General features: G+C 61.2%; 8 protein-coding genes. 4 read left to right on the forward strand and 4 right to left on the reverse strand.

Going from position 1 to position 12,620, the window contains the following annotated elements; all coding sequences use genetic code 11:
* Positions 1-19: 19 nt before the first annotated feature.
* Complete coding sequence (locus J0663_RS08515; protein WP_207243977.1) at positions 20-1,774, reverse strand: alkaline phosphatase; 1,755 nt, start codon at positions 1,772-1,774, stop codon at positions 20-22.
* Positions 1,775-1,860: 86 nt separating this feature from the next.
* On the opposite strand from J0663_RS08515, the gene J0663_RS08520 reads away from it, so the two are divergent.
* From J0663_RS08520 to J0663_RS08530, 3 genes are all read left to right on the forward strand, one after another.
* Entirely contained in the window at positions 1,861-2,070 is a 210-nt protein-coding gene (locus J0663_RS08520; RefSeq protein WP_207243978.1) for a hypothetical protein, read from the forward strand.
* Positions 2,071-2,182: 112 nt separating this feature from the next.
* Entirely contained in the window at positions 2,183-3,217 is a 1,035-nt protein-coding gene (locus J0663_RS08525) for an aspartate-semialdehyde dehydrogenase (RefSeq protein ID WP_008528643.1), read from the forward strand.
* Between the two features lie 168 nt (positions 3,218-3,385).
* Positions 3,386-4,210, forward strand: a complete 825-nt coding sequence (locus J0663_RS08530; RefSeq protein WP_207243979.1) for a lytic murein transglycosylase — start codon at positions 3,386-3,388, stop codon at positions 4,208-4,210.
* Between the two features lie 50 nt (positions 4,211-4,260).
* On the opposite strand, the gene J0663_RS08535 is transcribed toward J0663_RS08530, so the two are convergent.
* The 3 genes from J0663_RS08535 to pdxY form a co-directional block, all read right to left on the reverse strand.
* Entirely contained in the window at positions 4,261-5,871 is a 1,611-nt protein-coding gene (locus J0663_RS08535; protein ID WP_207243980.1) for a GGDEF domain-containing protein, read from the reverse strand.
* A gap of 89 nt (positions 5,872-5,960) precedes the next feature.
* Complete coding sequence (locus J0663_RS08540) at positions 5,961-6,602, reverse strand: carbonic anhydrase (RefSeq protein WP_207243981.1); 642 nt, start codon at positions 6,600-6,602, stop codon at positions 5,961-5,963.
* A gap of 70 nt (positions 6,603-6,672) precedes the next feature.
* Positions 6,673-7,548 carry a pyridoxal kinase PdxY gene (gene pdxY / locus J0663_RS08545; protein WP_207243982.1) on the reverse strand — a complete coding sequence of 292 codons (876 nt, stop codon included), beginning with the start codon at positions 7,546-7,548 and terminating at the stop codon, positions 6,673-6,675.
* A 278-nt stretch (positions 7,549-7,826) separates the two neighbouring features.
* Here pdxY and J0663_RS08550 point away from each other — a divergent pair, with 278 nt between their 5' ends.
* Positions 7,827-12,602 (forward strand): NAD-glutamate dehydrogenase, encoded by a 4,776-nt coding sequence (locus J0663_RS08550; RefSeq protein ID WP_207243983.1) that lies wholly within the window; start codon positions 7,827-7,829, stop codon positions 12,600-12,602.
* Positions 12,603-12,620: the final 18 nt, after the last annotated feature.

The following is a 12,620-nucleotide window of genomic DNA, read 5'->3' on the forward strand; positions in this document are numbered from 1 at the left end:
TTGCAGGATCGGCTGCAAATCAGTTCGTCTGCTTGGCGCCGAGTGCAAAGGTGTCGGCGAGCACGCGGTACACGTCGCTCTGTTCCATGTAGCCATGGAACTCTTCCGAACCCGGGCCGGCCGACTGCAGGACGACGTCGTCGACGGCGTGGACGCCGCTTTCGCTGCTCTTCGGAAGATTGCCCTGGACGAAGACGGCGCCGGGAACATCCTTATACTGCTCGTTGGCGACATATTCCTTCTTTTCGTTCTGGACGGCCGGAACGAACGGGCCGTCGAGCTTCGGACGGAAGGTCTCGTAGTGGTCAGGACCGTTGTTGGCGCTCAGGAACAGACGGCGGCTGACGTCGACCTTATCGGGATAACCGTCGCCGTTTTCATCCTTGTAATTCGGGAAGCCGGCTTCGGCATAGGTGCCGACCTTTTCGCGCATTTCCGTGCCGGGCTTGTCGTCATCGACGGTGCCGATGATCGATACGCCGTGCGTGTGGTCGCCAGCGACGACGATCAACGTATCGGGATGGGCCTTCTGGAACTCGCGGGCGACACCGATCGCCTGGTCGAATTCGATTGTGTCGATGACCGCACGATCCCAATCGAGCGGATGGGACATCTTGTCGATCGAGGAGCCTTCGACCATCAGGAAGAAACCTTCCGGATTCTTGGAGAGACGGTCGAGCGCGACCTTGGTCATCTCGACGAGGCCCGGCTGGTTCGGGAACTTGTCGACCGTGCCCTTCTTCAGGAACTCGCGATCGAGCGTGACGTCCATGTTGCCGGTGTGGAAGAGACCGAGAAGATTGCCTTCAGCCGATGCATTGGCTGCGAGCTCGTTCTTATCGGTCACAAGCTTATAGCCGGCAGCCTGGAACAGCTTGATGTAGTCCTGGTTGTCCTTGCGCTTCGAACCGGCGACTTCCTTGCCGAGGAAATAGGCCGAGCCGCCGCCGAGGAGAACTTCCGGCTTGACCTCGAGCAGCATGCCGACAATGTCGGCCTTGTCGCTGCGGCTGCGGGTGTGGGAAACGACGGCAGCCGGCGTCGCATCCTCGACTTCGGAGGTCGCGACGATGCCGATCGACTTCTTGGTCGCACGGCGAACGGCTTCGCCAAGGGTTTCGACACGCGGGTCATCGAGCGGAGCCGGCGTACGGTCCGCATAGACGCCGAGCGCGTTGACGGCCGTCTTGTGGCCCGTCATGAAGGCCGACATCGTGTTGGCCGAGTCGGTGGCAACGGCATTCGTCGCCGACGTGCCGATGAAAGCCATATGATCGAGGTCATCCATGTTGAGGCGGCCATTGGCCTTGCCTTCGGTCATGCCCTTGGACATGATGCGTGCGGCGGTGCGATGCGCGACGGAAAGCCCGTCACCCAAAAGGAAGATGATGTTCTTCGCCTTGGGCTGGGCCGCGGTTTCGTAGACGTTCCAGGTGACGGACGTCGATTCGTCGCCGGTAGCGACCTCAACCTTATAGGCGCCGGGCGCGGAAATCTTCAGGCCGCGCAGCAGGAGAGCGGAACCCAGCGCCTTGTCTTCCTTGCCCTTTTCCAGCTCGACGAACTGCGCCTCGCCCCCGAGAACGGTCTTGTAGTCCTGGCCGTTGACGGTGATCTTCACGTCTTCAGGCTTGACCTGCTTGTTGAGCTCAACCTTGAAATCGAACGGCGAGCCAACGAGAATCGTGGCGCGATCGAGCGGATAGACCGTCGTCGCCTGAGCGGCGCCCGCGAGAATGGTGGTGGCCGCGAAGGCGGCGAGAAGCGTACGCATGGAAAACCCTCGTTTTCGTGCAGCTAGTGACAGCCGGGTCGGGATACCTGCCGGGGATGACAACGGCATGACAAAACGTTGCGGGATTGCAGCCGTTCCCGCCTGCGGGCGCGTCACGCAAAAACCTTGACTCCTGTGGAAAACCTTTTAAGAGCAACCACGGAAAAGGAATCTCCATGGTTCACGACGAACACGCCATTGCCGAATGCAATGACCGGGCACGGGTTGCCGGGGTGGATATTGCCGTTCCGGTTTCTTCCAAAACCAAGGCCAAAACGACGACGAAAACCGTCTGACGTCTCTGGCCTGCCGCTCTCTCCCCGGCTCGGCTGGGGACAGGAAGACGCGATCCGTCGCGCCTTTCCCCTCACCGGACAAGAGGAGAGAAGAGAAAGAGAGCTTGAGAAAATGGGTTTCAAAGTAGCAGTTGCGGGAGCGACCGGAAATGTCGGCCGGGAGATGCTCAACATCCTCTCCGAACGAGGCTTCCCCGCCGATGAGGTCGTGGCGCTCGCCTCCGCGCGTTCGCAGGGCACCGAAGTTTCCTACGGTGACCGGACGCTGAAGGTTTCCAATCTCGAAAATTACGATTTCTCCGATACCGATATCTGCCTGATGTCGGCCGGCGGCGAGGTCTCCAAGAAGTTCTCGCCGAAAATCGGCCAGCAGGGCTGCGTCGTCATCGACAATTCTTCAGCCTGGCGCTACGACGCCGACGTGCCGCTGATCGTGCCGGAAGTGAACCCGGATGCGATCACGCAGTTCACCAAGCGCAACATCATTGCCAATCCGAACTGCTCGACCGCCCAGCTGGTGGTGGCGCTGAAGCCGTTGCACGACTTCGCCAAGATCAAGCGCGTCGTCGTCTCCACCTATCAGTCGGTTTCCGGCGCCGGCAAGGACGGCATGGACGAACTTTTCAACCAGACGCGCGCCGTCTTCGTCGCCGATCCGATCGAGAACAAGAAGTTCACCAAGCGTATCGCCTTCAACGTCATCCCGCACATCGACAGCTTCATGGAGGACGGCTACACCAAGGAAGAGTGGAAGGTGCTGGCCGAAACGAAGAAGATGCTCGACCCGAAGATCAAGGTGACCTGCACTGCGGTGCGTGTGCCCGTCTTCATCGGCCATTCGGAATCGGTCAACATCGAGTTCGAAAACGAGATCACCGCTGACCAGGCTCGCGACATCCTGCGCGACGCCCCCGGCTGCCTCGTCATCGACAAGCGCGAGAATGGCGGCTACATCACGCCATATGAATCCGCCGGCGAAGATGCGACCTACATCTCCCGCATCCGCGAGGACGCGACGGTCGAAAACGGCCTCAATATGTGGGTGGTTTCCGACAACCTGCGCAAGGGCGCAGCACTGAACGCCATTCAGATCGCCGAGCTTCTCGTCAATCGCGGCCTCGTCAAGCCGCGCAAGCAGGCAGCCTGATACCAATTGTAAACCATAAGATGTTAAAGCCCTGCTCGGTGAGCGGGGCTTTTCCGGGGCAAACACACTGTATAAGCGCTCGCTAAAAGATGATCGTGACAAAATCGCGAGTGGCTGGCATTCTCTTGCCCGCCCAAAAACTATGCAGATCGAGAGCGGGGTTTCTCAATGCGCATGACAAAGTTGTTTCTGGCGGCCGCTGCGGCAATGGGCGTCCTCCAAGCGGTACCGGCGTTTGCGCAAGGACCGCAATGTGGCAATACCAGCGCCGGCTTCGACGCCTGGGTTAGCGATTTCAAGCAGACGGCGGCCGCCAGCGGCGTCAGCCAGTCGGTTCTCAACCGCGCTTTTGCCAATGTCAGCTACAACAAGCCGACCATCGCCGCCGACCGTGGCCAGAAAAGCTTCAAGCTATCATTCGACGCCTTCATGAAGAAGCGCGGAGGCGCCGCCATCATCTCCCGCGGCCGCAGTATGAAGGCCGCCAACCAGGCTCTGTTTGCGTCGATCGAGCGCCGTTTCGGTGTTCCGGCCGGCCCGTTGATTGCCATTTGGGGCATGGAGACCGGTTTTGGCAGCTATATGGGTAATCAGCATACACTGTCAGCTGTTTCGACACTGGCTTACGACTGCCGCCGTTCGGAATATTTTACCGACCAGCTCTATGCTGCGCTCCAGCTGGTCTCCGAAGGTTATCTGAGCCCACAGGCCAAGGGTGCGGCCCATGGTGAAATCGGCCAGACGCAGTTTCTGCCGCGCAACGTCGTACGCTTCGGCGCCGACGGCGACGGCGACGGCCGGGTCGACATGGTTGGCTCGCGCGCCGATGCGCTGGCCTCGACCGCCAATTTCCTCAGGGGCCACGGCTGGCGTGCGGGCGCGGGCTATCAGCCGGGAGAGCCGAATTTCGCTGCCATCCAGGGCTGGAACGCCGCCAGCGTCTATCAGCAGGCGATCGCTTATATCGGCCAGCAGATCGACGGCGGCAGATAAGCCTTCATCGATAGGAACATCCGGAAACGCCGCTCTCAATGCGGCGTTTTTCATATGCGGGAATCAAAACCACCGGACGCCGTCTTGCGTCGCTCCTCCTGCGGCGGCACGGTCGCTCCTGCTACGACGCAGTTGCGGCCGGAAGCCTTGGCGGCGTAAAGCGCCAGGTCAGCGCGTTTGACCAAATCCTCGAAGTTCCGGTTGGCAACTGCATTTGCCCGGCCGGCGCATCCGAAACTCGCCGTCACCTTAAGCACGTCACCGCCAGGCAGTGGGATTTCCGCCGCCTCGATCGCCTGCCGCACACGCTCGGCGACGATTGCGGCGGCGTCGGGCGTCGAATCCGGCAGAAGCGCCAGGAACTCCTCGCCGCCATGGCGCACCAGGAGATCGAAGGAACGGAAATTCTGACGCGCGACGGCCGCGACCTGCCGAAGCACGGCATCGCCGGCATCATGCCCGTGAACGTCGTTGATCTTCTTGAAATGGTCGAGGTCGAAGAGCACGACGGAAATCCAGCGCGATCCATGCTCGGCCTGGGTGAGGAGTGCCGACGCGGCGACCTCGAAGCCGCGCCTGTTGTAAAGCCCCGTCAGAAGATCGGTCTGCGCAGCGTTGCGCAACTCGCCCACCAGCTTCTCTCGATCTTGAGACAACCGGTCGATCAGGCGCAAACCTCTTGCCGCCAGCACCATCACCAGCGTGGCGAGAATCAGTAGGCCCGCACACAGCGCCAGGATCCGTGTCAGGTGCAGATGCGAAAGCGTCGAGAACTGTTCGCCGGTCTCGTGAATATCGCTTGCAGCCTCCACCATCTTCCGCTGCAGGAAGGCCATGCGCTCTCGCTGCGCAGCCGCCCAGACGTCGCGCATTGGGCGTGACGGCCGCCATCCGGCAAGAATGGCGTCGGTGATCGCGTTCGCCTTCACCTGTTCGCTGCGATTAAGATAGGCGACGATGTCGCGCACGATTGGCGCCGAGGAATGGAAGACCATATGATCCATGCCGGCGCCGAGCATGGTCTTGCCTTGTATGAACAGTTCGATCGGAAACCTGGCGGAAACGCCTTGATCGAGGTAACGGGTGCCAATTCCCGTGATCAATCTTTCGCCGTAGTAGGTCAGCAGGATGCCCATCAGCTGGTTGGATTTCTCAAGCAGCACGGGATCGCTGATCAGCGGCGAAAGCGCGTCGACGACGGCAAGCTGCTTGAGGGCCGCATACCAATAAGCGGAACCGGGATTGCTGCCCGAATAACGGCCCTGGTCGACGGCGCTTCGGGCGGCGACGATGCGGCTGTAGGCGAGGCTGAGAGCCGATAATTCACCTGCAAGTCCCTCATCGAGCGTATCGCGAGGCGGCAGGCTGGCATAGAAGGCGCGACGTTCGCGATCGAGCGTGAGCCGGCTTCGCTGCATATCGACGACAGTCTCGCTGCCTGGATGCGCAAGATAGCGGCGCGTGGCCTCGATTTCGCTTAGGATTTCCGTGGCGGCGATGGACCCGCCGCGCGCAAGCACATCGGCGAACTGCCGGTCCTTCTCGAGATCCGTGTATCGCTGCATGGAAGTACGAAGGACGAAGACGCCTTCAATGAGCATGAAGACAAAGGGCAGCAGGATGGCGGCCAGGATAACCTTTTTGATGGTTTCGAACTTCATCGCCAATCGCCACGTGATCAAAAGCGGTCGCGCAACCAATTGATGCAAGCTTAGCAGTAATTCTTAAAAAACTGATAAACCCGCCTGACCTAGATCTCCGGTCGAATGAAGTCACGGGTGTCGGCGTCCATCACCCAGAGTTCACCCGTCGAAATGTCGAACCAGGCACCATGAAGATGAAGATTTCCCGCGTCTTCGAGCGCCTTGATATTGGGAAAGCTTCTGAGATTGTCGATCGAGTTGCGGATGGAGACACGCTCGAGCGCGGTTTGCCGCTCGGCCGCCGTCATGACGTCATTGCTCTGGATCTGCTCGGCTGCAGGTTTGACCAGCGACATCCACCGGCCAATGAAATCGCCGGGCGATAGTGGCTCGGCATTCGGATCAAGCGCCGCACGGATCCCGCCGCAGCGGCCATGACCCATGACGACGATATCCGAGACCTTCAGCGCCTGAACGGCAAATTCAAGAGCGGCCGACGTCGAATGGAAATGGCCGTCCGGCTCGTAGGGCGGAACCATATTGGCAACATTGCGGATGACGAAAAGCTCGCCCGGCCCGGCATCGAAGATCAGCTCGGGAGCCGCGCGTGAATCCGAACAGGCAATGACCAGCGTGCTCGGATTCTGACCGTTTTCGGCAAGTTGGCGATACCTGTCGCGGGCGTCGGCATAACGCCCGTTCATAAAGTTGCGATAACCGTCGAGAAGGGTGTTTGGAAAACGCTGCATGCTTTTGGATTAGCGCGCGCGGAAGACAAGATCAACTGCTGCACCGCAAATGAGCCCATTGGCAAATGCGTCATTTTTTCCGCCGCTGCGCCGGGTGCACGAGCCGGCGCATCTGCACCATGGCCATCGGCGTCGCAAGGCTGGACGCGTCGCTTGCCAGCATCAACTCATTGCTGCCCCGCTTGACGGCACGCGCCAGCACTTCGAATACGCTGGCGGTGGCAAGCTGCAACGCCTTTTCGTCCTCGAGGCCGGACAGCAGGCGCGACAGGAATACGGCGGCGAGCAGGTCGCCGAGACCATTCGGCGGGTTCTCAACGACGCGGTGCTCGGCAAGAAGCGCGTGACGGCCGGAAAGATAGAGATTGCCGGTCCCGCCTGCCATCATCGGCACCGCCGAGGTGACGAGCATGCGCGACGGCCCGAGCGCCAGCGCCGCCTCCATGATCGCGCTGTTGTCGTCGAGTGCTGCCCCCGACAGCCAGGCGAGCTCGTACCGGTTCGGCGTCGCGAGCGAGGCGAGCGGAATGAGATGGTCGCGAATGGCCTCGGCCGTCGCTTCCGGCACGTAGAGGCCGCCGAGATCGCCCATGACCGGATCGCAGACATAAAGCAGGTCGGGATTGTTTTGCCGGAGCGCAGCGATCAGCCGGGCGACGGAGCGCGCTTGGGCGGCATTGCCGAAATAGCCCGAAAGCACCGCCCTGACTTCGCCGATCCAGGGCGCACGGATCAGATCGTCGATCGCCGCATCGAAATCCGCCTCGGCAAATGTCAGTCGCGTCGAACGGCCATGGCCGGGATGCCAAGGCAAGACGATGGTCGGCAGCGCCCAGACGGCATGACCTAGCGTTTCCAGTGCAAAGACGGCCGCCCGGTTTCCGACCGAGCCGCGCACCACATGGCTGGAGATGACGATGACTGCGCCCGCTGCGTTTTCCGACATGTTTCCAAGGCCCGAATGATGATGGCGTTTGATGATCTTTTTGACGCCTTACTGTCAACCATTCTTCACGTGACCATGAAAATGTGAGGCAGCATGAGAAACGAGAAAATGGTCTTTCCCGGGCGGTTTGGCCAAAAATCCGCGAAAACCTCTGCCGGTTTCCCATTTCCCACGCCAAAAAAGCATCAAAACAATCGTTCAGACCTCTATTTTAGAGATTTTTTCGAATGATCTTCTGCTAGCTTGCGGAAAATCAGTCCATTGCGGGGAGGCATTTCATGGCTGCGAGAAACAATCCGAAACGGGAAAAGCAGATCGAAAACGCGCGCAAGATCGCCAAGGCGACGCGCGAGTCGCATCTCGATCCGGTAATTCTGTTCGGCCGGGCCAGCAATGACGATCTCGAACTTTATACGCCTGAAATGCTGGCGCGCTCCGCCGTGCATTCGGCAAAGGAACTCGCCGCCTGGAACGGCAAGACGCCCCGCGTCAGCATCGACACCATTCCCGAAGTGACGCCTGATGGCACCGCCGTCTCGGTGCTTTCGGTCACCGACCAGAATATGCCTTTCCTTTATGAATCGGTCATGGGTGAAGTAACGAGCACCTATCGCGATCTGTTCATGGCCGTGCATCCCATCCTCGTCATGGAAAAGGGCAAAGCCCCCGCGCTCTATTCCGCCGACCACCCGAGCGATCCCGCCGCGCGCGTCAGCCATATCCAGCTCCATATTGCCCCGTTGAACTCCACTCAGGCTGCCGATCTCGTCAAACGCGTCCAGACCGTGCTCGAACAGGTCCGCCTATCGGTCTCCGACTGGAAGCCGATGCTCGCGAAGCTCGACGGGGTGATCGCCGAGCTTGCGGCCAACGGCCCCGGTCGCAGGAAGGCCGAACACGCCGAGGCAATCGCCTTCCTGAGCTGGCTGCGGGACGAGAATTTCACCTTCCTCGGCATGCGCGAATATGTTTATTCCGGCAAGGGTGCCGACGCCAAGGTCGAGCGCGACAAGGGCGCCGGCCTCGGCATCCTCTCCAACCCCGATGTTCTCGTGCTCCGCACCGGCAAGGACGCGGTGACAACGACGCCCGAGATCCTCGCCTTCCTCGACGGCCCCGATTTCCTGATCGTCACCAAGGCGAACGTGAAATCGATCGTCCATCGCCGCGCCTATATGGACTATGTCGGCGTCAAGCGCTTCGATGCCGACGGCAATGTCACAGGGGAACTGCGCATCGTCGGCCTTTTCACCTCGACGGCCTATACCTCGCTCGCCTCCGAAATCCCGCTGCTGCGGTCCAAAATCGAAAAGGTGAAGGAGCATTTCGGCTTCGACCCGATGAGTCATTCCGGCCGCATGCTCGACAACACGCTGGAATCCTATCCGCGCGACGACCTTTTCCAGATCGACACCACGCTGCTCGCCAGTTTTGCCGAGCAGATCAACGATCTCGCCGACCGGCCGCGCGTGCGCGTCCTGCCGCGCATCGATCATTTCGACCGCTTCGTCTCGGTCATCGTCTATGTGCCGCGTGAGGAGTATGATTCGATCGTGCGGGAGCGGATCGGCACTTATCTGAAGACCGTCTACGACGGCCGCGTCTCCGCCTATTACCCGGCTTTCCCGGAAGGCGGTGTGGCGCGCGTTCATTTCATCATCGGCCGCTCCGGCGGCAAGACGCCGCGCATTCCGCAGGCCAAGCTCGAGCAGACGATCCGGGAAATCACCGCCCGCTGGGATGATCGTTTTGAAGCGCTGGCCGGACCCAAGGCGCCGAAGCTATCGGTCGACCAAGCCTTCCAGGATTCCTTCACGCCCGAAGAAACCGTTGCCGACCTCGCCGATATCGGAGCCTGCGCTGCCGGCGAACCGCTCCGCATCCAGTTTTACCATCGCCGGGAAGAACATGGCCGTGTCCTCTCGCTGAAGATCTTCCACTCCGGGGGCCAGTTGGCGCTGTCGCGTCGCGTGCCGCTTCTGGAGAATCTCGGCTTCAATGTCGTCAGCGAACGGACCTTCGACATCGGCGTGCCGGCCGCCGATGGAGAAACGAAGCTCGTCGTGCTGCACGACATGGAGCTCGAGACCCGCACCGGCGGCGACATCGATCTGCAGCGTTATGGCGCCACCCTCGAGGAAGCCTTCGTCGCCGCCTTCGCCGGCACGATCGATAATGACAGCTTCAACCGGCTGATCCTGTCGGCCGGGCTCTCGGCGCGCGAGGCCAACGTGCTGCGCGCCTATGCGCGTTATCTCCGCCAGGCCGGCATCGCCTATTCGCAGGATTATATCGCAACGACGCTCGATAAATATCCGAAGATTGCCGCCACCATTTTCCGCCTCTTTCACGACACGCTCGACACCAAGCTTTCGGAAAAGGCCCGCGCCAAGAAGCTCGCCGACCTGCACCAAGCGATCGAGGCCGAACTCGCCGACGTTCCGAGCCTTGACGACGACCGTATCTTGCGCCGCTACGTCAACATCGTCGACGCGACGCTGCGCACCAATTATTTTCAGAAGAACCCGGATGGCTCGCCGAAATCGATGCTGGCCTTCAAGCTCGATCCGCACCTGGTCGACGGCCTGCCGCAACCCAGGCCCTTCCGCGAGATGTTCGTCTATGGCGTCGAGGTCGAAGGCGTGCACCTGCGCTTCGGCAAGGTGGCGCGTGGCGGTCTGCGCTGGTCCGACCGCGCCGAGGATTACCGCACCGAAGTGCTCAGCCTCGTCAAGGCGCAGCAGGTGAAGAATGCCGTCATCGTGCCGGTCGGCGCCAAGGGCGGCTTCTATCCGAAGAAGCTTCCGATCGGCGGCAGCCGCGACGAGGTCTTCAATGCCGGCCGCGAGGCTTACAAGACTTATATCCGCACGCTGCTTTCGATCACCGACAACATATCGGGCGCCGATATCGTGCCGCCGAAGGATACGGTCAGACTCGATGGTGACGATCCCTATTTCGTCGTTGCCGCCGACAAGGGTACGGCGACCTTCTCCGACACCGCCAACGCGCTGGCGCAGGAAGCCGGCTTTTGGCTGGACGATGCCTTCGCCTCCGGCGGCTCGGCCGGTTACGACCACAAGAAGATGGGCATCACCGCCCGCGGCGCCTGGGAAACCGTAAAACGCCATTTCCGCGAAATGGACATCGACATTCAGACGACGCCCTTCACCGTCGCCGGCGTCGGCGATATGTCGGGCGACGTCTTCGGCAACGGCATGCTGCTCTCGCCGAAGATCAGACTGATTGCCGCCTTCGATCACCGCGACATCATCATCGATCCCGACCCGGACATGGAAAAGACGCTGGCCGAACGCCAGCGGCTCTTCAACCTGCCACGCTCGAGCTGGCAGGATTTCGACAAGGGGATGCTTTCGAAAGGGGCGATGATCATCTCCCGCTCGGCGAAATCCGTGACGCTGACGCCGGAAGCGGTTGCCGCGATCGGCATCGACAAGGCTGTCGCCACGCCCTTCGAGATCATGACGGCGATCCTGAAGAGCCCCGTCGACCTGCTCTGGTTCGGCGGCATCGGCACCTATGTGAAGGCTCCCTCCGAAACCGACGCCGAAGTCGGCGATCGTGCCAACGATCCGATCCGCATCACTGCGACGGAGGTACGCGCCAAGGTGATCGGCGAGGGCGCCAATCTCGGCGTCACCCAGAAGGGCCGCATCGCCTACGGCCTCAAGGGTGGGCGCTGCAACTCCGACGCCATCGACAATTCGGCCGGCGTCAACACCTCGGACGTCGAGGTCAACATCAAGATCGCGCTGGCATCCGCCATGCATGACGGGCGCTTGACCCGGGCAAAACGCGACCAGCTTCTTTCATCGATGACCGAAGAAGTGGCGGCCCTGGTGCTGCGCAACAACTATTTGCAGTCGCTGGCGATCTCGCTGACGGAACGCAAGGGCACGGCAAACGGCCTGGAGCTTGCGCGGTTCATGACCGTTCTCGAAGGTGCCAAGCAGCTGAATCGCAAGGTCGAGACGCTGCCCGATGACACAACGCTTGCCGAACGTTATGCCGCCGGCAAGCCGCTGACCCGGGCGGAAATCGGCGTGCTTGTGTCCTATGCCAAGATCGTGCTCTTCGATGCGCTCGCCGCAAGCGATCTGCCGGACGATCCCTATTTCTCCGCGACGCTTTCGAATTATTTTCCCGTGAAGATGCAGAGGTCGAACGCCGGCGACATCGCCAGCCACCGCCTGAAGCGCGAAATCGTCGCGACCGTGCTTGCCAACGAGGCCATCAATCGCGGCGGACCGAGCTTCACGGTCGCCATGATGGATGCGACGGCGGCTTCGGCGCCGGAAGTGGTGCGCGCCGCCATCGTCGCCCGCGACGGTTTCGACCTGACCCGGCTCTGGGCCGAAACGGACGCCCTCGATGGCAAGATATCAGGCGAGATGCAGAACCGCCTCTACGAGGAGATCAGCCATAGCTTCACCGTGCTGACGCGCCTCCTCCTGAAGACCGGCATGACCAAGGCCGATATGGCGGAAGTGATTAGCCGGTTGCAGGCTGCCCTGAAGAAGCTGAAACCCGCCTTTGCCGAACAGTCCGCCAGCGATGCCGCCGCCCGCCAGGCAGAATACCTCCAAGCGGGTGTGCCGGAAAAACTGGGCGCCGAGATCGCCAATATTCAGAGTTTCGCCCTGGTGCCCGAGATCATGCAGATTGCCGAACGCACCGGCGAGCCGCTGGTGCGGGCCGCCGAGAACTACTTCGCGGTGTCGCAGACCTTCCGCATCGCCCGGCTGCTGGCGGCGGGCGGACGGATTCTCACCTCCGATCACTACGAGAACCTGGCGCTTGCCCGCAGCATCGACCAGATCGCCAGCGCCCGGCGTGACATCGTCATCTCTGCCCTTTCCGATCACGGCAAGGAGAAGCTGCCGGTTCAGGCCTGGCATGCGCAGGATCGTATCCGCATCAACCGTATCGTCGAGGAGCTTTCGAGCCTGAGCGACAGCGGCGATCCCAACCTTGCACGCATTACCGTTGCCGCAGGTATCCTGACCGATCTTGCGCGCGACCGGGCGAGGTGAGACAGTCCGCGAAAAGGG

This window comes from Rhizobium lentis (assembly GCF_017352135.1).
Classification (GTDB): Bacteria; Pseudomonadota; Alphaproteobacteria; order Rhizobiales; family Rhizobiaceae; genus Rhizobium; species Rhizobium lentis.

Bases quoted from the DNA above. Each gene is read 5' to 3' on its own strand.
- J0663_RS08515 (WP_207243977.1), bottom strand. From the start codon at position 1,774: ATGCGTACGCTTCTCGCCGCCTTCGCGGCCACCACCATTCTCGCGGGC.
- J0663_RS08525 (WP_008528643.1), top strand. From the start codon at position 2,183: ATGGGTTTCAAAGTAGCAGTTGCGGGAGCGACCGGAAATGTCGGCCGG.
- J0663_RS08530 (WP_207243979.1), top strand. From the start codon at position 3,386: ATGCGCATGACAAAGTTGTTTCTGGCGGCCGCTGCGGCAATGGGCGTC.
- J0663_RS08535 (WP_207243980.1), bottom strand. From the start codon at position 5,871: ATGAAGTTCGAAACCATCAAAAAGGTTATCCTGGCCGCCATCCTGCTG.
- J0663_RS08540 (WP_207243981.1), bottom strand. From the start codon at position 6,602: ATGCAGCGTTTTCCAAACACCCTTCTCGACGGTTATCGCAACTTTATG.
- pdxY (WP_207243982.1), bottom strand. From the start codon at position 7,548: ATGTCGGAAAACGCAGCGGGCGCAGTCATCGTCATCTCCAGCCATGTG.
- J0663_RS08550 (WP_207243983.1), top strand. From the start codon at position 7,827: ATGGCTGCGAGAAACAATCCGAAACGGGAAAAGCAGATCGAAAACGCG.